The sequence below is a fragment of the Microbacterium sp. SLBN-154 genome, assembly GCF_006715565.1.
Lineage (GTDB): Bacteria > Actinomycetota > Actinomycetes > Actinomycetales > Microbacteriaceae > Microbacterium.
Genome location: NZ_VFNL01000001.1, coordinates 3,471,756 through 3,496,376 on the forward strand (window position 1 = coordinate 3,471,756; position 24,621 = coordinate 3,496,376).

The 24,621-nt window shown below is 68.4% G+C and carries 24 protein-coding genes and 1 pseudogene; 10 read left to right on the plus strand and 15 right to left on the minus strand.

Annotated features, from left to right (window positions below; translation table 11 throughout):
* Positions 1 to 9: 9 nt before the first annotated feature.
* The 3 genes from prpB to FBY40_RS16785 are packed head-to-tail and all read right to left on the minus strand — an operon-like array spanning position 10 to position 3,085.
* Positions 10 to 918 carry a methylisocitrate lyase gene (gene prpB / locus FBY40_RS16775; RefSeq protein ID WP_141939870.1) on the minus strand — a complete coding sequence of 303 codons (909 nt, stop codon included), beginning with the start codon at positions 916 to 918 and terminating at the stop codon, positions 10 to 12.
* Positions 918 to 2,444, minus strand: a complete 1,527-nt coding sequence (locus FBY40_RS16780) for an MmgE/PrpD family protein (protein ID WP_141939871.1) — start codon at positions 2,442 to 2,444, stop codon at positions 918 to 920. The genes prpB and FBY40_RS16780 overlap by 1 nt, the downstream gene beginning before the upstream one ends.
* Positions 2,441 to 3,085, minus strand: a complete 645-nt coding sequence (locus FBY40_RS16785; protein ID WP_141939872.1) for a GntR family transcriptional regulator — start codon at positions 3,083 to 3,085, stop codon at positions 2,441 to 2,443. The genes FBY40_RS16780 and FBY40_RS16785 overlap by 4 nt, the downstream gene beginning before the upstream one ends.
* Before the next feature lie 146 nt (positions 3,086 to 3,231).
* Between FBY40_RS16785 and FBY40_RS16790 the strand changes: the two genes are divergently transcribed.
* From FBY40_RS16790 to FBY40_RS16810, 5 genes are read left to right on the plus strand one after another with little or no spacing between them, the layout of a single operon-like run.
* Positions 3,232 to 4,140 (plus strand): ABC transporter ATP-binding protein, encoded by a 909-nt coding sequence (locus FBY40_RS16790; protein WP_141939873.1) that lies wholly within the window; start codon positions 3,232 to 3,234, stop codon positions 4,138 to 4,140.
* Complete coding sequence (locus tag FBY40_RS16795; RefSeq protein WP_141939874.1) at positions 4,137 to 5,744, plus strand: ABC transporter permease; 1,608 nt, start codon at positions 4,137 to 4,139, stop codon at positions 5,742 to 5,744. The genes FBY40_RS16790 and FBY40_RS16795 overlap by 4 nt, the downstream gene beginning before the upstream one ends.
* Positions 5,737 to 6,216 carry a GbsR/MarR family transcriptional regulator gene (locus FBY40_RS16800; protein ID WP_235014999.1) on the plus strand — a complete coding sequence of 160 codons (480 nt, stop codon included), beginning with the start codon at positions 5,737 to 5,739 and terminating at the stop codon, positions 6,214 to 6,216. The genes FBY40_RS16795 and FBY40_RS16800 overlap by 8 nt, the downstream gene beginning before the upstream one ends.
* The gene (locus tag FBY40_RS16805) at positions 6,216 to 7,745 is read left to right on the plus strand and encodes a carboxylesterase/lipase family protein (RefSeq protein ID WP_141939875.1); all 1,530 of its coding nucleotides are present in this window, start codon (positions 6,216 to 6,218) and stop codon (positions 7,743 to 7,745) included. Before FBY40_RS16800 ends, FBY40_RS16805 begins: the two co-directional genes overlap by 1 nt.
* Before the next feature lie 38 nt (positions 7,746 to 7,783).
* A complete protein-coding gene (locus tag FBY40_RS16810) occupies positions 7,784 to 8,305 on the plus strand; it encodes a ribonuclease H family protein (RefSeq protein WP_235015001.1) in 522 nt (173 codons plus the stop codon).
* A 23-nt stretch (positions 8,306 to 8,328) separates the two neighbouring features.
* On the opposite strand, the gene FBY40_RS16815 is transcribed toward FBY40_RS16810, so the two are convergent.
* Complete coding sequence (locus FBY40_RS16815) at positions 8,329 to 9,063, minus strand: rRNA methyltransferase (protein WP_141939876.1); 735 nt, start codon at positions 9,061 to 9,063, stop codon at positions 8,329 to 8,331.
* Positions 9,064 to 9,069: 6 nt separating this feature from the next.
* Entirely contained in the window at positions 9,070 to 9,891 is an 822-nt protein-coding gene (locus FBY40_RS16820) for a TrmH family RNA methyltransferase (RefSeq protein ID WP_235015004.1), read from the minus strand.
* Between the two features lie 123 nt (positions 9,892 to 10,014).
* On the opposite strand from FBY40_RS16820, the gene FBY40_RS16825 reads away from it, so the two are divergent.
* Entirely contained in the window at positions 10,015 to 10,863 is an 849-nt protein-coding gene (locus tag FBY40_RS16825; protein WP_141939877.1) for a hypothetical protein, read from the plus strand.
* Between the two features lie 7 nt (positions 10,864 to 10,870).
* Here FBY40_RS16825 and FBY40_RS16830 read toward each other — a convergent pair whose 3' ends face one another.
* The 8 genes from FBY40_RS16830 to FBY40_RS16865 form a co-directional block, all read right to left on the minus strand.
* A complete protein-coding gene (locus FBY40_RS16830) occupies positions 10,871 to 11,332 on the minus strand; it encodes an NUDIX domain-containing protein (protein WP_124294353.1) in 462 nt (153 codons plus the stop codon).
* The gene (locus tag FBY40_RS16835) at positions 11,332 to 12,345 is read right to left on the minus strand and encodes an aldo/keto reductase family protein (RefSeq protein ID WP_141939878.1); all 1,014 of its coding nucleotides are present in this window, start codon (positions 12,343 to 12,345) and stop codon (positions 11,332 to 11,334) included. Before FBY40_RS16835 ends, FBY40_RS16830 begins: the two co-directional genes overlap by 1 nt.
* A gap of 23 nt (positions 12,346 to 12,368) precedes the next feature.
* Complete coding sequence (locus FBY40_RS16840; RefSeq protein WP_235015006.1) at positions 12,369 to 13,298, minus strand: aldo/keto reductase; 930 nt, start codon at positions 13,296 to 13,298, stop codon at positions 12,369 to 12,371.
* A gap of 106 nt (positions 13,299 to 13,404) precedes the next feature.
* Positions 13,405 to 15,402 carry an ABC1 kinase family protein gene (locus tag FBY40_RS16845; protein ID WP_141939879.1) on the minus strand — a complete coding sequence of 666 codons (1,998 nt, stop codon included), beginning with the start codon at positions 15,400 to 15,402 and terminating at the stop codon, positions 13,405 to 13,407.
* Between the two features lie 44 nt (positions 15,403 to 15,446).
* The gene (locus FBY40_RS16850) at positions 15,447 to 16,289 is read right to left on the minus strand and encodes an ABC transporter permease (protein WP_141939880.1); all 843 of its coding nucleotides are present in this window, start codon (positions 16,287 to 16,289) and stop codon (positions 15,447 to 15,449) included.
* Positions 16,286 to 17,191, minus strand: coding sequence for an ABC transporter ATP-binding protein (locus tag FBY40_RS16855; RefSeq protein ID WP_124292340.1), 906 nt, complete (start codon positions 17,189 to 17,191; stop codon positions 16,286 to 16,288). The genes FBY40_RS16850 and FBY40_RS16855 overlap by 4 nt, the downstream gene beginning before the upstream one ends.
* Positions 17,192 to 17,245: 54 nt before the next feature.
* Positions 17,246 to 18,475: a 23S rRNA (adenine(2503)-C(2))-methyltransferase RlmN gene (rlmN, locus tag FBY40_RS16860; protein WP_124292339.1), complete on the minus strand. Its 1,230-nt coding sequence runs from the start codon at positions 18,473 to 18,475 to the stop codon at positions 17,246 to 17,248.
* A 412-nt stretch (positions 18,476 to 18,887) separates the two neighbouring features.
* Positions 18,888 to 19,568 (minus strand): hypothetical protein, encoded by a 681-nt coding sequence (locus FBY40_RS16865; protein ID WP_141939881.1) that lies wholly within the window; start codon positions 19,566 to 19,568, stop codon positions 18,888 to 18,890.
* 489 nt (positions 19,569 to 20,057) lie between these two features.
* On the opposite strand from FBY40_RS16865, the gene FBY40_RS17470 reads away from it, so the two are divergent.
* Together FBY40_RS17470 and FBY40_RS16875 are read left to right on the plus strand one after the other, a co-directional pair.
* The gene (locus FBY40_RS17470) at positions 20,058 to 20,720 is read left to right on the plus strand and encodes a hypothetical protein (protein ID WP_200830011.1); all 663 of its coding nucleotides are present in this window, start codon (positions 20,058 to 20,060) and stop codon (positions 20,718 to 20,720) included.
* Positions 20,721 to 20,723: 3 nt separating this feature from the next.
* The gene (locus tag FBY40_RS16875; RefSeq protein WP_141939882.1) at positions 20,724 to 21,149 is read left to right on the plus strand and encodes a hypothetical protein; all 426 of its coding nucleotides are present in this window, start codon (positions 20,724 to 20,726) and stop codon (positions 21,147 to 21,149) included.
* Between the two features lie 19 nt (positions 21,150 to 21,168).
* On the opposite strand, the pseudogene FBY40_RS17705 reads toward FBY40_RS16875, so the two are convergent.
* Together FBY40_RS17705 and FBY40_RS16885 are read right to left on the minus strand one after the other, a co-directional pair.
* Positions 21,169 to 21,372 (minus strand): annotated as a pseudogene (locus FBY40_RS17705) (DUF1016 N-terminal domain-containing protein); the annotation flags it as partial.
* A gap of 443 nt (positions 21,373 to 21,815) precedes the next feature.
* A complete protein-coding gene (locus FBY40_RS16885) occupies positions 21,816 to 22,112 on the minus strand; it encodes a hypothetical protein (RefSeq protein WP_141939883.1) in 297 nt (98 codons plus the stop codon).
* A gap of 668 nt (positions 22,113 to 22,780) precedes the next feature.
* Between FBY40_RS16885 and FBY40_RS16890 the strand changes: the two genes are divergently transcribed.
* Both FBY40_RS16890 and FBY40_RS16895 read left to right on the plus strand, forming a co-directional pair.
* Positions 22,781 to 23,362 carry an RNA polymerase sigma factor gene (locus tag FBY40_RS16890; protein WP_141939884.1) on the plus strand — a complete coding sequence of 194 codons (582 nt, stop codon included), beginning with the start codon at positions 22,781 to 22,783 and terminating at the stop codon, positions 23,360 to 23,362.
* Positions 23,359 to 24,120, plus strand: coding sequence for a hypothetical protein (locus tag FBY40_RS16895; RefSeq protein ID WP_141939885.1), 762 nt, complete (start codon positions 23,359 to 23,361; stop codon positions 24,118 to 24,120). Before FBY40_RS16890 ends, FBY40_RS16895 begins: the two co-directional genes overlap by 4 nt.
* The last annotated feature ends 501 nt before the right edge of the window (positions 24,121 to 24,621 follow it).

Genomic DNA, 24,621 nt, shown 5'->3' on the forward strand with positions numbered 1-24,621 from the left:
TTCGCTCGCTCAACGACCGGTGGTGTCGATCTGGAAGTTGAAGACGTCCTGATCGAAGTGGGTGTAGTGCTCGTAGTCGATGAGGTCGTACAGGTCGGCGCGGTGCTGCATCTCGCCGAGCTTGGAGGTGAGGTGGCCCTCGTCGACGAGCGTATCGAGGGCGCGCGACGCCGCCCCCATCGCGATCCGCAGCAGCGACACGGGCCAGATGACGATGTTGACACCGACATCCCGCAGCTGCGCCACCGAGAAGAGGTCGCTCTTGCCGAACTCGGTCATGTTCGCCAGGATCGGCACGTCGATCGCACGCCTCACCGCCTCGAACTCCGACAGGTCGCGCATGGCCTCGGGGAAGATCGCGTCGGCTCCTGCGTCGACCAGGGCGCGGGCGCGGTCGATGGCGGCATCCAGGCCGTCGACGGCACGGATGTCGGTACGCGCCATGATGAGGAAGTTCGCGTCGCGCCGCGCGTCCACCGCCGCGCGGATGCGCTGGATCGCGGTGTCCTCATCGACGACCGACTTGCCGTCGAGGTGACCGCACCGCTTCGGGTTGACCTGATCCTCGATGTGGGCTCCGGCGATCCCTGCGTCTTCGAGGGTCTGAATGGTGCGGGCAACGTTCATCGGCTCGCCGAACCCGGTGTCGGCGTCGATGAGCGCAGGCAGGTCGGTCATCCGCGCGATCTGCTGACCGCGACCGGCCACCTCGGGGAGGGTCGTGAGCCCGATGTCCGGAAGCCCCAGGTCGGCCGAGAGCACCGCCCCCGAGATGTAGACGCCCTCGAAACCCTTCCGCTCGATGAGGCGCGCCGACAGCGGGTTGAAGGCGCCGGGGAAGCGCAGGAGCTCGCCCGAGCGCAGCCGCTCGCGGAACGCGCGCCGCTTCTCGTGCGCGGGAACGGTGGAGTAGAGCATCAGAAGAGGCCCTTGGGCGCCGGCGCGGTGGCGAGCACCCCGGGCTTGGCCACGATCGAGAGCTGCCGCACCTCGTCGGCGGTGAGCTCAGGGAGGCGCTCGGCGAGCTCGAGGAAGCGCTCGATCTCCTCCGGCGCGAGCACGGGCTCGGCGAGCAGCCGGAACTTGCGCACGTAGTCGTCCCGCGCGAAGGGCCGCGCCCCGAGCGGGTGCGCGTCGGCGACGGCGATCTCGTCTTCGATCACGGTGCCGTCGGTGAGCGTGATCACCACGCGACCACCGAAGGCCTTCTCGTTCGGGTCGTCGGAGTGGTACCGGCGAGTCCACTCCGCGTCCTCGGCCGTGGTGATCTTCTGCCACAGCTCGACCGTGTCGGCCCGCCCCGCCCGCTCAGGCGTGTACGAGTCGACGTGGTGCCACCCGCCATCCTGGAGGGCGACGGCGAAGATGTACGGGATCGAGTGGTCGAGCGTCTCGCGCGACGCGGTGGGATCGTACTTCTGCGGGTCGTTCGCACCCGAGCCGATCACGTAGTGGGTGTGGTGCGAGGTGTGCAGCACGATCGAGGCCACGTTCGCGGGGTCGGTCGCCTCCGGGTGCTCGCCGTGGAGCTTGCGCGCCAGGTCGATCCAGGCCTGCGCCTGGTACTCGGCCGAATGCTCCTTGGTGTACGAATCCAGAATGGCGCGCTTCGGCTCGCCCGCGGCGGGCAGCGGCACGTCATACGAGGCGTCCGGGCCGTCGAGCATCCACGCGATCACGCCGTCCTCACCCTCGTAGATCGGCGAGGGCGAAGTCTCGCCGCGCATCGCACGGTCGACGGCCTCGACCGCCATCTTCCCGGCGAACGCGGGCGCGTGGGCCTTCCAGGTGGAGATCTCGCCCTTGCGCGACTGCCGAGTGGCGGTGGTGGTGTGCAGAGCCTGACCGACAGCCTGGTAGATCGTCTCGACGGGAAGGTCGAGCAGCGTGCCGATCCCGGCGGCCGCCGACGGGCCGAGGTGGGCGACGTGGTCGATCTTGTGCTTGTGCAGGCAGATCGCCCGCACCAGGTCGATCTGGATCTCGTATCCCGTGGCGATGCCGCGCAGCAACGCCCGCCCGTCGGCGCCGACGTGCTGGGCCACGGCGAGGATCGGCGGGATGTTGTCGCCCGGGTGCGAGTAGTCGGCGGCGAGGAAGGTGTCGTGGTAATCGAGCTCCCGCACGGCCACGCCGTTCGCCCACGCCGCCCACTCGGGGCTCGTGCGACGCTCGAGCGCGCACCCGAAGATCGTCGCGCCGTCGCCACCCACCGACACGGCGTGATCGAGCGCCTGCTGGCGTGCGGCGCTCACCGGTGCGCGGGTCAGGGACGCAGCCGCGACTGCGGCGTTGTCGATGATGCGGTTGATGATCATGTCGGTCGTGTCGGCGTCGACCTCGACGGGATCGGCGGCCACCTCCGCGATGTGCCAGGCGAGCTGCCCCTCGCGCGCGAGGTGCTCATCACTGCGGTGGACGCGCAGATGGTGGGTGACGGTCATGCTGCTCCTTGCTGGGTGCGGGGGGATGCGATCACGTGCGAGAGCGCGTGGTGAAGGTGGACGTGCGTGGCGTGGGCGGCGAGGTCGGCGTCGCCGTCGGCGATGGCCTGCGCGATCAGGTGGTGCTCTGAGACGGATGCCGCCAAGCGGCCGGTGTGCTCGCGTGCGAGCCTACGCACCCGCACCAGGTGTGTGCGAACGGGGCGGAGGGCGGCGGTGAGGTAGTCGTTGCCGTGCGCGGCGTCGAGGGCGGCATCGAACCGCGCGATGAGGGCGTAGTACTCCTCACGCGCCGCGGCGCTGCTGACGTCCACCTCGGCGAAGCTCTCGGCCAGCTCGGCGAACCGCCGACGGTGATGGCTGCGGGCGGCCGCGCGGGCAGCGGCCTCCTCGAGGGCGCGGCGTACCTCGAACAGGGCGCGGATGTCGTCGGAGTCGATGGGCGCGACCACCGTCACGCGCGGGGACTGCTGCACGACGAGCCCGTCGGCGACCAGTCGCGCGAGCGCTTCGCGCAGCGGTGTGCGACTCACGCCGAGACGGGTGGACTGCTCGACCTCGCCGAGGACGGTGCCCGGCGCGAGAATCCCCTGCTGGATCTCGTCGAGGAGGGTCGCGTACGCCCGATCGCTCGCTCGCACACGCGTCACCTCCTCTGGTCAGGACCAGTGTATACATATGGACGACATCGACGGCCCTGTTCGCGAGAAGGATCGTCTGTCGTATACACACCACGGAACAGCGCACACTATTCACAAATTCGTGAAACGCGTGTAGCGTCACCGGCATGACAGACGTCATCCGCACACACGGCCTCGTCAAGCGATACGGGCGGGTCGCCGCCCTCGACGGCCTCGACCTTCACGTTCCCGCGGGACAGGTTCACGGATTCCTCGGTCCGAACGGCGCGGGGAAGTCGACGACCATCCGCATCCTCCTCGGCCTCGCCCGCGCCACGACCGGAGAGGCGCGCGTGCTCGGCGGCGATCCGTGGCGCGACGCGGTGCGCCTGCACCGCCGGATCGCGTACGTTCCCGGTGACGTCAGCATCTGGCCGAACCTCACGGGAGGAGAGGCCATCGACTTCCTCTCCCGCCTGCGCGGCGCCGGCCGGAACGACGCCCGCTACCGCGCGGAACGCGAGCGACTGTGCGAGGTCTTCCAGTTCGACCCGCGCAGGAAAGGTCGCACCTACTCGAAGGGCAATCGACAGAAGGTCGCGCTCATCGCCGCCTTCGCCGTGCCCGCAGACCTGTACATCTTCGACGAGCCGACCAGCGGCCTCGACCCGCTGATGGAACTGGTCTTCCGCGAGGAGCTCCAACGGGCTCGAGACGCCGGGGCGACGGTGCTGCTCTCCAGCCACATCCTCCCCGAGGTCGAGCAGGTGTGCGACCACGTCTCGATCATTCGCGCCGGTCGGGTCGTCGAGTCCGGCACCCTGGCCGAGCTTCGTCACCTCACCCGCACCTCGATCTCGTTCACCGCCGGCGACGGAGCCGTCCCCACCATCGCCGGCGCGCATGACATCGAGGTGGAGGGTGGGCGGGTCCGGCTGTCGCTCGACAGCGACCGGGTGACCGCCGCTCTTCCCGAACTGGCCCGCCTCGGCGTCGAGGGTCTGCGCATCGAGCCGCCGAGCCTCGAGGAGCTGTTCCTGCGCCACTACGGCGACCACCCCGTGGAGGCGTCGTGATCCTCCTGACCCAGCGTCTGCGACGCGACGGCGTGCAGCTGCTGGTGTGGATCCTCGCGACGGCAGCCCTCTGCTTCTCGGCCACGGCGGGTGTCAGTGAAGCGTTCGCCGCCGAATCCGAACGGCAGACTCTCCTGGCCGTCGCGCTGGCGAACCCCGCGATCCTTCTCTTCCGCGGCCTGCCGTCCGGGGCGAGCGAAGGGGCCTTCCTCGTCTTCACGATCCTGCCGTTCCTCGTGCTCCTCGGAGCGCTCATGGCCGGCTTCCTCGCGGTGCGGCACGTGCGCGCCGAAGAGGAATCGGGCCGCGCCGACGTTGTGTCGGCCACGCCCGCCGGTCGGCGAGCGCCCTTCATCGCGACGGTCGCCCACGGACTGATCGCCTGCACGCTCCTGGGCATCGCGACAGCCGCCGCATTCATCGCGGCGGGTCTCGGGGCAGGCGGCAGCGTCGCGCTCGGGGGTGCTCTGGCGTCCTCGGCGGCCGTGTTCCTCGGGGTCGGTCTCGTCTCGGCGCAGCTGTTCCGAAGCTCCCGGGCAGCCAACTCCTTCTCGGTCGGGGTCATCCTCATCGCCTTCCTCGCCGCGGGGATCGGCAACGCCATCGGCACCCCGTCGGACGACCTCACCCGGATGGAGAGCTCGGGGCTGGCCTGGCTGTCTCCCTTCGCGTGGGCCGAGAACGTGCGGCCCTTCGCCGACGACGACCCGCGTCCGATCCTGCTGGCGGTCGGAGTGAGCGTGGCGCTGCTGACGGTCGCGGCCGCGCTCCAGGCCACCCGCGATCTGGGCGCCGGCGTGATCGCTCCGCGTCCGGGCCGCGCCGCGGCATCCTCTCTCCTGTCGCGTCCGCTCGGACTGGCGACGCGCGTGAGCGCCGGATCCCTGCTCGCCTGGGTCGTCGGCGCAGCCGTCGTCGGAGCCCTGTCCACGTCGCTCGGCGACGTCATCGACGAGATCGCCACACAGAACCCTGCCGTCACCGACATGCTCGATCGACTTGCCGCTCAGGGGTCGATGGATCAGGGACTCGTCGTCACCTTCTTCGTGATGGTGGGCACCTTGGCGGCGTGCTTCGGTGTGCAGACGGTGCAGCGCGCCCGCCAGGAGGAGACGCACGGCACGGCCGAGCAGACGCTGGCGACCCCGGTTGCGCGCGCGAGGTGGCTCGGCGCCTTCCTCGCCACCGCTCTCGCGGGAATCGTCGTCATCGTCGCCGCGGCGGTGGCGGCCGCGACGCTGGCCCTCCTCGCGCGTGGCGGAGACCCCGCCATCCTCCCGGACGTGGTGGTCGCAGGCGCCGGTCAGGTCCTCGGAGCGGCGGTCTTCCCCGTCCTGACCGCGGTGATCTTCACCCTCCTCCCCCGCGCGACGACGACGCTGGGGTGGGTGCTGGTGATCGCGGCGGCATCGCTGGCCCTGTTCGGCGCGCTGCTGGGCCTCGACGAAGACATCGTCTCGCTCTCGCCGTTCGCCGCGGCACCCGTGCCGGCCGCGGACGGCGTCGCTTGGAACGGCAGCGCCTGGCTCGTCGTGCTCGCCGTCGCCGGGGTAGCGTCGTCCCTGATGCTCATGCGACGCAGGGAAGTTGCCACGGGTGGCTGAACCGGAGAGGTCCCACCCCGGCGTCGAGCGCGCGGAGCGGGCAGCGGCGATGCTGGCCGCCGCGGGGATGCCCCGCATGCCCGCACGGGTGATGATGGCCCTCGTGGGCTCACCCGACGAGGGGTATTCCGCCGCCGAACTCGCGTCGCGCCTGGGCGTCTCCCCCGCCGCGGTCTCCGGCGCGGTCCGCTACCTGGAGTCGATGCGGATGGTGCACCGACTCTCGCGCCCCGGCGAGCGCGTCGCGCGCTTCGACCTCATCGACGACGGCTGGCGCTCGATGGTCGTCTCCCAGACCCCTATGTACGGACGCCTCGCCGACGACATCGACGCGATCGCCGACGACAATGCCGATGCGCCGGCATCGGTCGAACGTGCACGGGAGATCGCCGGGTTCCTCCGTTACCTGGAGAAGCGGATGCCGGAGCTCGTCGTGGAATGGCAGGAATCGACCGGCAGGAGCCCGAGCTGATGACAGACACCGCCACGGCGACCGCCCCTGCGGGCGTCTTCCACGGTGACGGCCTGGCCGGCGGGGTCCGCCGCTGGCGCGGCATCCGATATGCCCTTTCCCCCGCCGGCGAGGGGCGGTGGCGACCCTCCCAGTCGGCCCCACCCGCGTCGGGACCGGTCGAGGCGCGGGCGTTCGGGCCTGCCGCTCCCCAGGGTCACACCCCGGCGGTGAAGCTCCCCGCCGACACCCCCACCGACGAGGACTGCCTGACGCTGAACATCTGGAGTCCGGATGCCGCGGGCGACCGTGCCGCACCCGTGATGGTGTGGCTCCACGGCGGCGCGTACATCTTCGGGGCGAGCAGCCAGGCGATGTACGACGGCGAGGCACTTGCACGCGCGGGCGCCGTCGTGGTGACGATCAACTACCGCATCGGCGCCCTGGGGTTCCTCGATCTGACGCGCGTGTTCCCCGATGACGGCTTCGCCGCCAACCCGGCGCTCGGCGACATCCTGCTCGCCCTTCGGTGGGTGCAGGACAACATCGCCGCCTTCGGCGGCGACCCCCGCCGCGTGACGGTGTTCGGCGAGTCGGCCGGTGGGGGGCTCGTGACCACCCTCCTCACCAGTCCGGCAGCCGAAGGCCTCTTCTGGCGGGCGATCGCCGAGTCGTCGCCTGCCTCGAGCGTCTATGACGCCGACCGCGCCGCGGGGATCGCCGACCGCGTGCTCACCGAGCTCGGCGTCACCGACGTCGCAGGCCTTCGGGCCGCGACGCCATCGGCGATCGTCGCCGCGCAGATGGCCGTGTTCGCGGCCATCCCGACAGCCGAGCCCGGCACGATCGCCTTCGCCCCCGTGATCGACGGCGACCTCGTTCCCGAGGCCCCCGCTGCGGTGCTGGCGCGTGGGGAGGGGCATCCTGTCCCGCTGCTCATCGGCACGAACCGCGACGAGGCGTCGTTGTTCCGCATGATGAAATCGCCGCTGCTCCCCGTAGACGACGCCGACATCGACCGCATGATCGCCGACCTCTCGCACGAGCGCCCCGAGCTCGAGGTGCCCACGCGCGCCGAGGTGCACGCCGCGTACGAAGGGGTGCGGCACCATGCCATCGGCATGGGGATCGCGCGCGACATCGGCTTCCGCATGCCGACGATCTGGGTCGCCGAGGGACACAGTGGTCTTGCGCCGACCTGGCTCTACCGATTCGACCACGCCACCCCGATGCTGAAGCTGCTGCGGATCGGGGCGACGCACGGCTCGGAGCTGGCGTACGTCTGGGGAACCCTCGGGGCGAACGCCCACGACATCACCTTCCGCCTCGGCGGCCGCCGCGACGCCGAGCGGATCGGTGGCCGCATGCGCGAACGATGGGTCGCGTTCGCCGCAGGCGGGAGTCCCGATGCCGCCGACGCCGAGGCCTGGCCGCCCTACGACACCGCCGAGCGGGCGACGCTCGTCATCGAGAGCGTCGACCGGGTCGTGCCCGACCTCGATCAGAAGCTGCGCGAGAGCTGGGGCGACGAGGTGCTGGCCTTCCCGTGAGTGCGGGCCTCGCCTGTGAGCCCGGGTAGCGTATCGGGGTGACCAGCTATACCGTTGCCACCGACGGCGCCTGCAAAGGCAACCCCGGCCCGACGGGATGGGCGTGGGTCGGCGAGGACGGCCACTGGGCCGCCGGCTCGATCGCGCTCGGTACGAACAACATCGGCGAGCTCACCGGACTGCTCCGCGCGATCGAGGATCACCGCGAGGTCGCCGACCTCATCGTGCAGGCCGACTCGATGTACGCCATCGACACGTACACGAAGTGGATGGACGGCCACCGCCGCCGCGGCTGGAAGACCTCGACCGGCTCGCCGACGAAGAATCGCGACCTCCTCGAGCAGCTGATCGCCGCGCGCGACGCGCGACGCGCAGCGGGCCTCCCCGACGTCGTGCTGCAGCACGTGCGCGGCCACTCCGGTCACGTGCTCAACGCGTGGGCCGACGAGCGCGCGGTGCGGGCCGCCGAGCACGCCGCCGAGGGCAAGGAGAGCGCGTGGTCATCACTCGGCTCCCATCCGAAGCTGGATGTCGCGGCGGCGCCGAAGAACGGACGCTGACCGGCCCCGACGCGGCGCAGCGGTCACGAATCCGACGCGGCGAAGATCGCCACGGCGCGTGACCCGATGCGGAAGGATGCGAGACGACGATGCCCTTCCCCCGCCCGTACCCGGCGGCCTCGGGTCGAGATAGCAATGACCGCGTTACGGTCCACGACCTCCGCCACGGCGCTGAGCATGTCCGCCAACGCGGCGTCGGGGTCAACGCCCGACCACGTGGTCTGCTCGCCGTAAGGGATATCAGCGATGACCAGTCCGGGGCGCTCATCGCCGAGCGCCTCTCGGAGCTGTCCGGGGTCGAAGACGTCGGCGATCGCGACGCGGGTCGACAGAGACCGATTGTCCTCGAGTCTTGCGGGAGCGAGCCGTTCGGCGGCCGCCGCCGCATCGGCGTACGCGGGCTTGCCGAACAGTTCGGCCCCTTCCCGCAACGCCGCGGCCCGCGTGTGAAGACCGTGGCGGGCCAGCAGACGGAGATTCCGGCGGGCCAGCGACACGGCGGCAGGATCGATGTCGCTGGCGATGACAGCGGAGATCTCCTTCCCATGCAGAATGGCGAGGGTTGTCAGTAAATAGCCGCTGCCGCAGCACGGGTCCCATACGGTCACCGGGCCCTCCCTGCCGCGAGCCCGGGCGCGCTGGAAGATCTCGCTCGCGAGGCGCACGGGGAAGGCGGGGAATCCCGGTGCCGAGAAGAGCACTCGCCCGGAGGACAGATCGGAGTGATCACGGCGGGTGGTGGCGTAGCGGTAGGCCACGTTGTCTCACTTCCGCCCACGCTGACGGACGGCCTCGTAGAGGGCGACCGTCGCGGCGCTGGCGGCGTTCAGCGAGCTCGCCGCCCCACCCATCGGGATGCGCGCCAGCACGTCGCAGTTCTCACGCCATCCCCTGCTCATCCCCCGTGTCTCATTGCCGACGACGAGCAAGGCGGGTTCGGCGAGATCGACATCGGCGACGTCAACGTCAGCGTGCTCATCGGTTCCGATCACCGTGATCGGGCACCCGCTCCCCCGACGCTCTCGCACCCACCTCATAACCGCCTCATGCGACGCGACGCGCACCACGGGTACGGTGAACACGGAACCGGTGGAGGCCCGCACCGCCGCGGGATCGTAGGGGTCGGCGGCATGCCCGGTCACAATGAGCCCCGCGCCGCCGAACGCGTCGACCGAACGCAGCAGGCTGCCGATGTTGCCCGGCATGATGGGGCGATCGAACACTACAGCGAGGAACGCCGGGCCCACCTCGATGCGAGATAGATCATCGGACGGAAGCTCCGCGACGACGAGGACCTCCGGCACGTCATCCCTCTCACTGAGTCGCCCGAGCAGCTCTCGGGACATCGCGACCACCTCGCCGCCCGCGCGCTCAAGAACACTGGTCGCCCACCCCGACGGCGACGTCTCGCGGTCGTAGAGCACCGCCCGCACCGGCCAGCCGTGCTCGAGGGCGAGAGTGATTGGGCGGACGCCATGAACGAGAAACTCACCAGCGCGGTGGCGTTTGTTGCGGCTGTGGAGGAGTGCCTCCCATTGCTGGAAACGCGCGTTGGGTCGCGAGATCGTGATCACTGTCTGCCTCACCTCCGGCTCCACCGTGCACGACCACCGAGACCCTCGCACGACAATTCCTGCCCAATCCGGTCGCCGCGGCGGACAAGATTCTGTAGGGCCCCCGACGCGGCGCAGCGGTCCTAGCCTGGAACCGTGGCAGAGGAGCCCGACCGCCTGTGTGCTGACGAGCGCGCCGAGCTGCGTGCGCTCCAGCGGCGCGCGTACGGACCCGATGCCGACATCGACACCGACCCGGCCGCGCTCGCCCGGTTGCGCGAATTGGAGACCGCGGCGGCGCGGCCCACTCCCCCGCAGGACCAGGGGCCGGTCGACGACGACCCCGTTGAGCATCACCCTGGCGCGAACGCCGCGGCAGCGGCATCCGATCTCCCCCGTCGCGCTGCTCGACGGCCCACCCTCCTCTTCGTCGCCGGCGGCGCCGCACTGGCGGTCGCCGGGACCGCCCTCGTGACATCGACCGCCGGGACGCAGACGCCGGCCGAGGGTGATGACATAGCGATCATCCGACAGGAAGCCGCCGACGCCGCCGCGGAGCGCCTCGCGCTCGACGACGAAGGGTCGTACCGGAACCCCTACGAGCTCTACTTCGACGGCAAGAGGGATGAAGTCCTCACCCTCCCGGGCGCGGAGGGCGTCGCATCCCGCGTGGTCTACGACGAATTCCTGCCCTACGGCACGCTCTACGGGCGCCTCGTCGGCGCCGGTCCGACCGAGGACGACCGGTTCTGCATGATCGTCGAGAGCGACCCGTCAGCGGTGACGGTCTGTCTCGACCCGGCGATCTGGGGATTCGCCCCGCTGCCCAAGACCCTCGTCTTCCCCGCGCCGCAGTTCGACGCCGCCTCCCCCGGCGAGGTCGCCTACGTCGGCTACACCCTCGAGCCCGACGGTCAGGTCGTTGCTCGTCCGGGCGTGGATCCGCAAGCGGCATCCGAGCCGGAACCGACACGCACGGCGGTTCCGGCGCCGGGCACCCAGTAGACCGGCATCACACCGCGGCGAGCCGGGCCTGGAGGGCGTCGATGGCGGGGCGCTGGCCCTTCACGAGGCGCTCACGCGCCACGTCGAACCCGACCCACTCGGCCCGGTCGACTTCGGGGAACACCGCCCGCTTGCCCGAGCGGGGCGGCCACTCCATCTCGAACTCGCCGAACCCCGCCGTCGGGGCGTCGAAGCCCGCGCCGTCACCGACGAACACCGTCACGCGCTTCCCCGACGAGTATGCGTAGGTGCCGAGCTCGGCATAGTCCACCTCGGGCGCCTCGACGCCGAGCTCCTCGCGGAACTCCCGCCGGGCGGCATCCAACGGCGCCTCATCGTCGTCGAACTCGCCCTTGGGGATCGACCACGCGCCGGCGTCCTTCTTCGCCCAGAACGGCCCGCCCATGTGGGCGATGAGCACCTCGGGGTGCCCGCCGAGCCGGAAGAGAAGGATGCCGGCGCTGCGCATCAGGTGAGGCGCTGCTTCGGCGACACCCCGTAGGTGTGCTCGGGGTCGTCGAAGACGGCGCCGCCGAGGGCGGTGTCGATCGCCGACATCGTGTCGGCGTCGAGCGTGACGCCCGAGGCCTTGACGGTGTCGGCGAGCTGCTCGGGGCGCGACGCGCCCACGAGGGCGGCGGCGACGTTGGGGTTCTGCAGCACCCAGGCGATCGCGAGCTGAGGCATGGTGAGCCCCGCCTGCTCGGCGATCGGTTTCAGTCGCTGCACGGCCTCGAGCACCTCGTCGCGGAGGAACCCCTTGATGAACTGCGCGCCGCTCTTCTCATCGGTGGCGCGCGACCCCTCGGGCACCGGCTGGCCGGGCAGGTACTTGCCGCTGAGCACGCCCTGCGCCATCGGCGACCACACGATCTGCGAGATGCCGAGCTCCTCCGACGCGGGCACGACCTTGCCTTCGATGACCCGCCAGAGCATCGAGTACTGCGGCTGGTTGGAGATCAGCTGGATGCCGAGGCTCTTCGCCAGGGCGTGGCCCTCGCGCAGCTGCTCGGCGGTCCACTCCGAGACGCCGATGTAGAGGGCCTTTCCCTGTCGCACGACGTCCGCGAACGCCTGGAAGGTCTCCTCCAGGGGGGTCTCGTAGTCGAATCGGTGCGCCTGGTAGAGGTCGACGTAGTCGGTGCCCAGGCGCTTCAGCGACCCGTTGATCGACTCCATGATGTGCTTGCGGCTGAGACCGGTGTCGTTGGGGCCGCCGGGGCCGGTCGGGAAGTAGACCTTGGTGAAGATCTCCAGCGACTCCCGGCGCTGACCCTCCAGCGCCTTGCCGAGCACCACCTCGGCGGCGGTGTTGGCGTAGGTGTCGGCGGTGTCGAAGGTGGTGATGCCGGCGTCGAGCGCGGCATGCACCGTCTTCACGGCGGCGTCGTCCTCGACCTGGGAGGCGTGCGTCACCCAGTTGCCGTAGGTGATCTCCGAGACCTTCAGTCCACTGTTTCCGAGATAGCGATATGCGACCACGTGGGTCCTCCTTCGAGAGCGGTTCAGGGCACGCGGTATCCGGCGGCACGGAACAGTTCGTACCACTCGGCCCGCGTGAGGGGGATGTCGGAACCGAGCGCGGCACCCTGCACGCGCTCGATGGTGGTGGTGCCGAGCACGACCTGCATGTTCGCCGGATGCCGCGTGATCCACGCCGTCGCGATGGCGATGGCGGGGACGTCGTAGGCCTTCGCGAGGCGGTCGATGACGGCGTTCAACTCCGCGTAGTCGGGGGAACCGAGGAAGGTCCCGGTGAAGAAGCCGGCCTGGAAGGGCGACCAGGCCTGCACCGTGATCCCATGGAGGCGGCAGTAGTCGATGATCCCGCCGCCGTCGAGGACGATGGACTGGTCGGTGCCCGCCATGTTCGCCGCGACCCCCTGCGCCACGGTCGGCGCATGCGTGATCGACAGCTGCAGCTGGTTGGCCACGATCGGCTGGCTGACGGCGGTCTTGAGCAGCTCGATCTGGGCGGGAGTCTGGTTGGAGACACCGAACGCGCGGACCTTGCCCGAGCTCTCGAGGTGGTCGAATGCGCGGGCGACCTCCTCGGGCTCGACGAGCGCGTCGGGCCGGTGCAGGAGCAGGATGTCGATGTAGTCGGTCTTCAGAGCGTTGAGCGACCCCTCCACCGAGCTGACGAGGTGGTCGTAGGAGAAGTCGAAGTACGGCCCCTCTCTCACGATCCCCGCCTTGGACTGGAGGGTGATCTGCTCGCGCTCGGACGGGGAGAGCTGGAGGGCATCGGCGAAACGCGACTCGCAGCCGTGCAGCTCGTTGCCGTAGACGTCGGCGTGGTCGAAGAAGTCGATGCCGACGTCGCGGGCGGCCGCGACGAGCGCACGGACCTCTTCGTCGGTCTTGTCGGCGATGCGCATGACACCGAGGACGACGTTGGGGGCTTCGCCTGCTCCCAGGGTGATCTTTCTCACGACGGTCCTCTTCTCGAAGTCGGTGCGCTCGGCCTCCGGGCGCGCTTCCCCACACTAGGCGGTGGGCGGCCGGCGCGTTCCCGGTGGACAACAGCGCCGCGAGGCGTCAAGCTTCGCCGTCTGACGCGTCGCCTTCGAGCACGTCGCCTCGCAGGCGGAGTGCGCGTCGGAGGCTTCGCAACAGCAGCAGGAATCCGCCGAGGGCCACGACGCTCCCGAGGAACGGCGACACCGCCACCTGGGCCGTCAACTCCGGTCCGCCGTCGGCGACGGCCAGCAGGATGCCCATGAGAAGCAGCGCGATCCCCACGATGGTCACGGTGACCTGACCGAGCAGCCCGTCGAGCCAGCTGCGCTCCGTCGGGTTCGAGAAGCGGCGCAGTTGCACGACGAAGGTGCCGTCCTCGAGAGACCGGCCGAGGTTCTCCATGCGGCGGGGCAGACGTCGGAGCTGCTCCACGAGCAGCGCACCGTTGGACTGCGCCGACAGGAGGAGGTCGCGGGGGGTGTTCATCAGGCGCGCCGTGTGGGGGGCGCGGCTCAGAGCATGGCCGACCATGTCGTAGTCGGCTTGAAGCCGTCGCATCGACCCTTCGAGGGAGGCCAGGGTGCGGAAGACCAGAAGCAGCGACGGCGGCATGGCCAGTCGGTGCGCCCGCAGCACATCGATCAGGGCCCGGAAGACGTTCTGATCGTTGGTGTCGTTGTGGATGCGGGTCAGCACCACCCCGATGTCGTGCTGCAGCGCGGCGCGGTCGGCCGACGTGCCTCGGGCCGGCGCGCACAGCAGAAGGACGACATCGGTGGCGGCGATGTCGTCTTCGTTGAGGATCGCGATGAGGAAGGGCACGAGGAGGTGGCGCATGCTGCGTTCGAGCACGCCGATGGCTCCGAAGTCGACGAGCGCGACGCTGTCGTCATCGCGCAGCACCAGGTTGCCGGGGTGCAGGTCGGCGTGGAAGACCCCCCGCACGGCGATCTGCTCGAACACGGCGTCCACGACGCCGTCGGCGATCGCGACGGCCCGTTCGGGTGGGAGCTCACCGGGGCTCAGGCGGCTGAAAGGGGTTCCGGTCACCCGCTCGAGAACGAGCATGCGTGTGGTGGTGAACTGCGCGTACACCTTCGGGACCGACACCTGCGAGTCGCTGGATCGGGCGATGGCCCCGCGCAGCAGCTCGGTGTTCGCCGCTTCGACGCGGTAGTCGAGCTCGTCACGCAGCGCCCGCGCGAACTCGACCACGAGTGCGCGCAGTCCGTAGTCGCGGGCCCACTCCATGCGGCGTTCGGCGTCGGCGGCCAGACGCTCGAGGATGTCGAGGTCTGTCGTCACCTGCGCGCGGGCCCGTGGTCGCTGGATCTTGACCACGACCTCCTCCCCCGACAGCAGCGTGGCCGCGTGCACCTGTGCGACGGATGCCGCGGCGAGGGGTTTCTCCTCCACCGCCGCGAACACCTCGTCCAGCGGCCGCCCCAGCTCGGCGATGATCGCCGCCTCCGCCTCCGCCCACGGGATGGCGGTCGAATCCATCTGCAGGGTGGACAGGGCGCGCACGAACTCGGGCGGAAGCACGTCCTCGCGGGTGGACAGGGTCTGCCCGAGCTTGACGAACGTCACCCCCGCCTGGTTGAGAGCAGCGACGAGGGCTGTCGGCAGATCGTCGCCGTCGCCGCGACGATGGCGCTGGTAGAGCCCCAGCCCGTGTCGTGACCCGATCGCGACGATCTGCGCGTAACGGCGAGCGCGGTCGCGTCGCCGGAGGGCTTGGCGGAAGGCCGTGACAGGGTTGCGGAAGCCGCGGGAGGGCCAGAGGAACTCCACGGCCATGATGACGGCGACGACGATCGCGAGCATCCACCCGAGCGTCAGGGCGAGGAACGCCAGGGCGATGAACCCCTGGACGGCGAACGCGAAGTCGGCGTCCAGGACGCCCGAGCGCTGCAGCATCCACAGCGCCACCGGCGCGCTGATGAGGAAGACGAGCACGGAGAGGATGAGCGCCCGGATCTCGCCGATCCGCCGGTCGAGGAGGCGACGCGCCACCCACGTCGCGATGAGCGCGAACACGATCGCGAGGAGACCTACGATCACCCAGGCCGGCATAGGTCGATTGTGTCAGTGCTGGCGGGCGGTGTCAGGCGGGACGCTCAGCCGTCCTTGCGAATCCACCGGAAGGTCAGTCGGGCGAGGATCAGACCCACCACCAGCCAGATGAGGAGCGCGATGAGGGTCTCCTGGTGCTGCCACGATCCGCCCGGTTCGGCGTCGGCGAAGACCTCGGGGAGGAACACCGAGCGCATCCCCTGCGCGATCCACTTAAGCGGGAAGATCCCGGCGAAGTTCTGCAGCCACTCCGGCAGCGTGTCGAACGGGATGAAGACACCGGAGATGAACTGCAGCACCAGCACGATCGGGATGACGACCGCGGTGGCGCTCCGGCCGCTGCGCGGGAGGGCGCTGAGGGCGATCCCCAGAACACCGCAGGTGATGGCACCGAGGAGGAAGACCCAGGTGAAGGTCAGCCACCGCTCGGGGTCGGTGGGGAGGGCGACGCCGAAGAACACCGCGGCGATCACGAGCAGCAGAGCAGCCTGGAACACCCCGGTCACCAGCACCTGGCCGAGCTTGCCGATGAAGTACGACACCGGTGAGAGGGGCATGCCCCCCAGGCGCTTGAGGGTGCCGTCGCTGCGTTCCATGGCGATGTCGATCGCCAGCAGCTGCGTGCCCGAGAGCAGCAGGCCCGCGGCGAGCATGGCGGGGAGGTAGTACCCGGCCGCGGTGACCTCGTCGGTGGGCGGCCCGAAGGTGCTGCTGCTGAAGGCCACCGCGAAGATGAACAGGAACAGCACAGGGAAGAGGAAGGTGAAGAACACCGAGTCGCCCTGGCGGAAGTAGGCGCGCACCTCGAAGGCGATGCGGCGAAGGCCCAGGCGGATGGTGCGGCTCGGCCCGAACGACACCTTGTGCGATGCGCGGGTGGTGCTCATCGGGTCACCTCCGTGACGGTCTCGGTGTCGCCACCGGGCTCGGGCGCGGCGTCGTCGCCCGCTTCGCCCTCCACGAACGACAGATACACGTCTTCGAGGCTCGGTCGCACGATCTCGAGCCCCTCGGGCTCGGCACCGAGCGCGTCGTACAGGTCGGCGACCACGCGTCCCGGATGCTCGGTGCGCTCCTCGCGGACTCGTCCGTCTTGGCGCCACCGCACGATCGGGATGCGCGCCTCGGCCCCGCCGAGCTCACCGACCGGACCGAGCGAGGCGAGCTTGCCGCCCACGACGATCGCCGCGCGCTCGGAGAGCTCGGCGGCCTCATCGAGGTAGTGGGTGGTCAACAGGATGGTCGTTCCCTCGCGCTGGAGCCCCCGGATGAGCTCCCAGAACACCCGCCGGGCTTCGGGGTCGAACCCGGTGGTCGGCTCATCGAGGAAGAGCAGTTCGGGCGACCCGATGATCCCGAGGGCCACATCCACACGCCGACGCTGACCACCGGACAGCTTGCGCACCGAGGTCTTCGCCTTCTCGGAGAGCCCGACCGCCTCGATGACCTCGTCGACCTTCCGCGCCCGCGGGTAGAACGACGCGAAGTGCGACAGCAGCTCCTTCACGCTCGCCGACGGCGCCTCCCCCGTGCTCTGCAGCACGATGCCCAGCCGCGAGCGCCAACGGAGATCCCCCTGGCGCGGGTCGACCTTCAACACCCGCACCTCGCCACCCGAGCGGTCGCGGTACCCCTCGAGGATCTCGATGGTCGTGCTCTTGCCGGCGCCGTTGGGGCCGAGGAGCGCGAAGGTCTCGCCGCGGCGGATGTCGAAGCTCACGCCCTTCAGCGCCTGGAAGCCGCCGCGGTAGGTCTTGGTGAGGTCTTCGACCTCGACAACACTCGTCATACTCCGACCATGCCGTATCTCGCGGCCTTCGAGGACAATCTGTCGGGTCGCCGATCAGCTGGAGGCCGCCGCCGCGACATCCGCCTCGGTGGCCACGAGCTGTCCGCAGGCGCCGTCGATCTCCTTGCCGCGCGTGTCGCGGAGGGTGGTCGGAATGCCCGCGGCGTTCAAGCGCCGCACGAACTCGTTCTGCACGCTCCGCTCCGACGCGGTCCAGACCGACCCCGGGGTGGGGTTGAGCGGAATCGGGTTCACATGCACCCAGCCGCGACCGCGGGCGTTGAGCTTCTCGGCCAGCAGATCCGCGCGCCAGGCGTGATCGTTCATGTCCTTGATGAGGGCGTACTCGATCGAGACGCGGCGCCCGGTCTTGTCGAAGTACTCGCGGGCGGCGTCGAGGGCCTCATCGACCTTCCACTTCGAGTTCACCGGGATCAGCTCGTCGCGCAGGTGGTCGTCGGGTGCGTGGAGCGACAGGGCGAAGGTGACGGGGATCTCTTCGGCCGAGAGCTTCCGGATCGCCGGCACGAGTCCGACGGTCGACACCGTGATGCCACGCGCGCTCATGCCGAGCCCGCGCTGCGGGTCGATCATGACGCGCACCGCCTGCATGACCCGCGCGTAGTTGGCCAGCGGCTCGCCCATGCCCATGAAGACGATGTTGGTGACGCGCTCGTCGGGGTGGTCGGGCTTGCCGAGCCCGCCCTCGCGGATGAGGCGGTTGGCCCGCACGATCTGATCGACGATCTCGGCCGCCGACATGTTGCGCGTGAGACCCGCCTGGCCGGTGGCGCAGAACGGGCAGTTCATGCCGCATCCGGCCTGGCTCGACACGCACAGCGTGATGCGGCCGGGATAGCGCATGAGCACCGACTCCACGAGCGCACCGTCGTGGAGCTTCCAGAGGAACTTGATCGTGTCGCCCCGGTCGGTCTGCAGGCGGCGCACCTCGGTGAGGAGCGGCGGCAGGAGGCCGGCGACGAGGTCATCGCGGACGGATGCCGGGAGGTCGGTCATCTCGCCGGGGTCACTCGTGTAATGGCGGAAATAGTGGGTCTCGAGCTGCTTGGCGCGGAACGCGGGGAGGCCGAGCTCGGTCACCTTTGCGGCGCGCTCTTCGGCGGTGAGGTCGGCCAGGTGCACCGGGGGTTTCCCGCGCTTCGGGCTGGCGAACTGCAGCAGCGGGCGGCCGTCGGCATCCTTCTGCTGCTTCCACCCCTCGGTGCGGGGCCGCACCTGGCGGACGGGCCCGGCGGTGCCGCGGGCAGGAGGATTCTCGGTCACCGTCCCAGGGTACCGGGGGCATGGTGAGAAGCACCCGGGGGCATCCGTGCCGCGCGGGCGCGAGCTGAGCGAGAAGCGTCCGGCGCAGCGCTCAGCGAGGCCCCTGGTGCCTTGGGTGCCTCGTAAGGGAGTTCCGCACTCGAAGTGGTTCCACTGGGTTGCGACACACAGTTACGAGAGTGGGCCTCCGCAGAGAACGACGCGCGTCAGGAGCGAGCGCCTTTGAAGCTGAGACACGTCTCGCAAGGCAAGCGATGCGAGACAGTCTGCGACCCAGCTGTGTGGGCGAACGTTGCTCCCGCCGTGCGGTCCTCAGGGGACAGGTCATGGGAGAAGTTGGATGACGGAGAGGAAGGCAACGTATGCACATAGTCCGTCAGCGGCGCAGTCGGGGGGCTCTTGAGGCAAGCACCTAGACACCTGATGCAGCTGGCAGCAAAGCGAACCCCGCTGCCACGACCGCGACAATTGCCACACCCACAGCGATCGCGATCACGCTCTGCCACAACTTCTTTTTGAGAAGGAAAGCTCCGCCCAGCGCGATCAGCCCAACTCCAACAAGTCCGGCGGCGATCCCGCCGAGCAGCAGCACCCAGTAATTGCTCGCCTCGAAACTGAGGGGTGCCACAACGAAAGCACCGAGTCCTCCCAGCAACAGCGCCACGATTCCGACGAGGATCCCCAACCCAGCCACGGTCTCCAGCGTCTCCACGGACTTCGAGGGTCGTTCGGGAGGATAGTGACCGAGCCGAGCACGGAACCGTTCGCGATGCGCCGGGGCGATCACCTCGAGCACCTCGATCAAGTCGGGGTTGTCGCGCATGCTGCCCGGAAGGGCGAGGAGTTCCCCTCTCCAACTCTGCGGCGGACCGCTTGCCCCCAGCAGGCGGCCGAGACGATCCCGCTCAATCGGCGTGGTCCATCCTTTGACGACTATTCCCCACCGGCCCGCCTGATCAGGGCAGCCAAGGCTCCGGTATAACTCGGCCAGCATGAGCCGAACGTCATAAGGGGCTTCGTCCATCTCCACCTCCCGACGCAGCACCCGGATCGCCTCCCGAGACTGACCCCTGTCCACGAGGTCCTGTGCCACCTCCAAGCTCCCCCGGCTCATCCCCTGAGACTAAAGGTTTCAAACGCCCCCACGTGGCCGGCGGACTCATCCGGCCGGCGGAGTCAGTGTGATTGCATCTCATCCATGGAAAGCGTTTGGATGTGGGTCCTGCTGGTCACCCTTGGCGCCGCCAGCTCTGTCGCATCCGTCCTCGTCTACGCGCACGATCGGCCGACGAGTTCATACCCGTTCTCGAGCACGCCAAGCGATGAGCCGAAAGCCGTAAAGGTGCTTCGCATTGCCGGCTTTTTCCTGACAATGTTTGCTGCGCTGATGCTGGCTTCCTCCACCGGGGTGTGGGTCGGGGTCCTCACGCTCGTGGGCGTATGGCTTCCGTTAATGGTGACAATCTTGATATCGAATGCCGTCCGACGTCATCGGACCCGCGATCTCAGCGCGTAAAGCATCGTCGAGCGAAACAGCATCACAAGGCGAGGGATGCGAGACAGTCCTCCATCAAGAGATCTTGTGAACGGGACCTCTTCGTCAGCGGTCGTCAAGGATGATGGCTCCCTCCAACTTCTGACTGTCATCGAAGGGCCTGATGCTCCTGACCGGTTCGCCTATTCCCTCGACATCCCCGAAGGCGCGACGATTGATTTCCTCCCGGACGGAGGCGCATTGGTGACGAAGGATGGGTCACTGGTCCTCGGTATCGCTGCCCCGTGGGCTGTTGATGGCAACGGCAGTGCAGTGCCAACCACCTACGAACTCAGCGGGTCAACACTTACGCAGGTGGTTGACCACCGCGGCAAAGACGTGAGTTATCCCATCGTGGCCGACCCCTGGCTTGGGGCCGCAATCTTCCAGCAGGTGTACCAGAACGCTTCACTTCAGTACATCTCGGCCGTTCCTTCGCAGTGGGGCGCGGCCATCCAACTCGGCGTTGCCGGCGGTGTGGCGGGCTGGGCGGCCGGGCAGGCGATTCTCAAGAGCGCCGGATGGGATGAGCTCAGAGGAAAGGCGCCAATCGCCAACAACAAAGCCACATATCGCCAACAGTACGACTGCCATGTCCTGGGGGCTTACGTACCATTTACGGCGGGCGTCGCCTGGGATTTGGAAGGCACCCGTTCGAACAACCCCTACTGGATAAACAACGCCGCGTCGCATCTGTGCAACTGGAGGTAAGGCATGCAAACCCGTCGCATCGTCTGGATTGGAAGCGGGATAGCGGCCGCGGTTGTCGTCCTAATTGTCATTGCGGTGATCGCCGTCACATGGCTAGTTCGTGACCCTCGCCAGGACCTGAGCCTGGAGACTTTCGTTCCCCAAGAGGGAGTGGCGGGCGGCCCGGTTGAGGTCGCTGCGTTCGAGGGGCTGCGGGACGAGACATCACATCTTTGCGACGGGGTCCAGGGATGCATAGAGGGGTATTCGGCAGCGGACGCCACCTTCTACCGGTTCTCCTCGAAACTCCTAGCAAGCGAGTTCGCTCTTACCCTCGACGACGCGTACCAGTCGGACTGGATTCTGATCGACTGGAGCGATAGCTCGTTGCCAGAAGACGAGCGGTCGCTGGCTGAGGATGTCATCGACGGGACGTGGACGTCCGAATGAATCGAAGGGGTGTCACTCCTCAGGGGTGACACCCCTGCTTCGCGCAGTCCCGCAGTTCTGGATCGGTGAGCTTGTCCCGTAGCAAGGTGATGTGCCTCCACGGCAATGGCGCAACGGGCTGTTGCGCGATCCCGCGGGGTCCCGGCCAAGCCCAGGCGAACGAGCGCATATACGTCAGGTTGCGGTTTGACGACCCACGGGAGTCGGGAGACTCCGCACGAAGATCCGAGGGAAGGCGCTAAATGATCTTTGCGCCCCAATGGGCCTCGTCGGCACGTTCGGCGAGCACCTGGCCGATGTGCCAGTTCAGCGGGACCAACTCGGTGTTCACGTTGCGCTGGGACGGTAGTGCGACTCACGTACATGCCCCATCAGCCCCGTGGCCACGCTCACGTCGCCCGGGAGCGCCAGCTCAGTCAAGAGCCGAGTCTATCGACGCCGTCCGACAAGATGTTTGGACGGCGAGCATTCCCAGGCGGGTCCGCCAACGGCCACACTGTCTCGGAATTCAAGGGATACAAGCCAGGTCCGACGACGGTTGCAAGCCCCATTCCCCCTGCTGCAGGGATTCTGGTCGGACAGGTCACGCGAGAAGCTCGATGACAATGAAGCGGGGCTGGCCACGACCATGTTCAACAATGGGTTCTCCGCGCGAAAACCGACCCCTCAATGCCGCCGTTGACCGAGCGAAGTCAGTTCGGATATGAGCGTGTTGACCTGCTTGCTGCCGACGACGACGGTCAGTCGCTCTCCGAACCATTTCTGCCATACAGCATCGAGCTGTTCGGCAGTGACTGTTCCGTCCTTCAGGAGGATGCTGGCGATCGTCGTCGCTTCCGAGTCGTACTCGTCAGCAGGAGCCCCGTCCGGAGCGCCCGGGGTGAGCCCGTAGGGGTCAAGCTCGCTGAGGAACCGTAGTACCTCAGCGTTCAGCAGCTTCCACAAATCCCGGCTCGGCTCCACTACGCCAGCTTGCCGCACAACTGATCCAAAGCGTCGCGGCAGGAGTTCAACCGCGGGCAAACGCCAACTTAGCGGGGGCATTGTCTAATCCCGATCACCTTCAGACACGAACCCTCCAAAGGTTCCATCGGGAACTTCCCACCGCCGCTTACGAGGCCAGCCGCGAGGGACGTCGCCAGTCGTCCGGCGACGGAGCTGACCGTCGCCCAGTGCCTCGATGCGCAAGTACCGCTCCGCGGACACAACGGCTGCGGCGCCGAACACTCCCAGCACCAGCGTGAGAAGGATCTGCCACCACGGTGGCCGAACATCGTGGATCATCGTGACCTCGAAGCGCCCCCTTTCCAGGACCGCCCAACCGTCACGCTCACGTCTCTTCACCTCAGTGTCAAGGGCCACTCGTCGACGAGCTGCGTCGTAAACATTTCCCTCGCCGCTCACCGATTGAGTATGGATTCCGCCGCCACCCGCCCGCAACGATGGCCCACGCCGCGATCGGCGTCCGTGTTCTAGCGACTCGCCGCAACCGACTTCGCGCTCGAGTCAAAATCCCACGGTGGCCGACCAAGCCTCGTCCCCAGGACGGAAAGGCCATGGGATCTTCGACGATCGATGCTCAACGGTGGTGGAGGATGTTACGAATCGGGTGAATTCGGACACTACAGAGTATGAGTGCGACGCAGCGGACTGAGCAGGCGCTATGGGCGCGTGCCGCTGGCGGCGAGGGCGACGCGTTCGGTGAGCTCTTCGACCTGCATCGTGACCGGGTGTTCCGTCACGGGTACCGGATCCTTCGGGACACGCACGATGCCGAGGACGCAGCCGCGGTGGCGTTCCTTGAGCTGTGGCGTCGGCGGCGGCAGGTGCGGTTGGTCGAAGGGTCGCCGTTGCCGTGGCTGCTGGTTACGACCACGAACGTCTGCCTGAACCTCAGCCGCGCGAAGCGTCGTTACCGAGACTTCCTCGTCACGCTGCCCCACGGTACGCCCGTGCCTTCGGCAGAGGACACCGCCCTAGACGGGCTTGCGGCAGACGGTGACCTCGCCGCCGCGCTGGCGACTCTGAGCAGCGCGGAAGCGGAACTGTTCGCACTGGTCGCCGTGGAGGACTACTCGATCACGGACGCCGCCGCCGCGGTTGGGGTGTCCCCGGCCGCGGCGCGCACCCGCGTGCATCGAATCCGGACCAAGCTGCGGCAGCACTTGGGTCACCACACCCTCGTGGGCTACCTCTCGAAGGAGGCGACATGAACACCACTCAGATGAGCGCCGAGTTCGCCACCGCGTTCCGCGCCCGACTCATCGACCACGTCAACACCTCAACGCGCCCGCAACGACGTCGCGCTCTTCTTGCCGGCGGAATCACGCTGACGCTCGTCCTGGGCGGAACTGCTGCAGCCGCTGCAACCGGCCTCCTTCCCTTCCCCGGCGGAACAGAGATCACCGAGCTGGCCGAAACCACCACTGGGACCTTCACGGGTCCCGCCGCGCTGGAACTTGGCCAACGACCGGCGGATGCCACCGGGGTCGCCGTGTCATTGACCTGCCTTACCCCCGGGACGTTCACCTTCGATGACGGCGCCGCTGTCACCTGCACCACCGCGCTGGACACCGCCCGACCGACCACCTACCTCATTCCCGCTGACGCAGTTATCGGCAACCAGGTCGGCATCGCCACCAGCCCAGACGCCGTATGGTCAATGACCGCCGCATGGGCCTCTGCGGAAACCACCGACTGGGCGGTCAACGTCGACGGGTACACCTATGGCGCCATCAACGACAACGGCGAACCCGACCTAATAGCCGTCATCACCACCGATAACAAGCCCGGATACGTCTGGCGCACCGACCTTCACGACGCGAACGGCACCAACGCCGCCGAATCGTTCACCTCACCCCAAGACGCCCTCCGATGGCAACAAGAAAACGCCGACACCGTCCACCGCATCCCCGTCTACGAAGCCGACGGAACCACCCAGATCGGTATAGTCCAAATCGGCGGCAACTAGACCGGGTAGATAGACCTCAAGCCGATCGTGCAGCGGGCGCTTCGACCCGCGCAGAGCATGGCGCGACGGGGAACGGGCGGTCGGAGGCAACGGTGGTTCAGGATCAAGCCGTTGCTAGCCTTTGGGTCACGCGGTATGCACGGATGGTGCGTAAGCGGCGGGCAGCTCAAGCAATCGGGTGTCTCTGGATCGCTGCGGGGTTGGCATGCTTCGCGGTCACCGTGTGGATCTGGCTGGCCGTGTGGGAGTCGCCACCCGGTGAGACCGACGCGCGAATTCTCCTGGTGCCACCGACTCTCGGCGGAATACTTGTCGGCATCGGAATCTGGATGCTGCTTACTGGACGGCGTCTAGAACAGGGCTCGCCCCGGTGGCCCTATATCCCCGGCGGCGTGAACAGGCGGGCGAGCGGACCTGACAACGCTGGCGGTGAGAGAACACTGCGACAAGACAGCGATCGGTGATGCACTCCGACTGCGACAGGGGCGTAGCGCAAGCCAA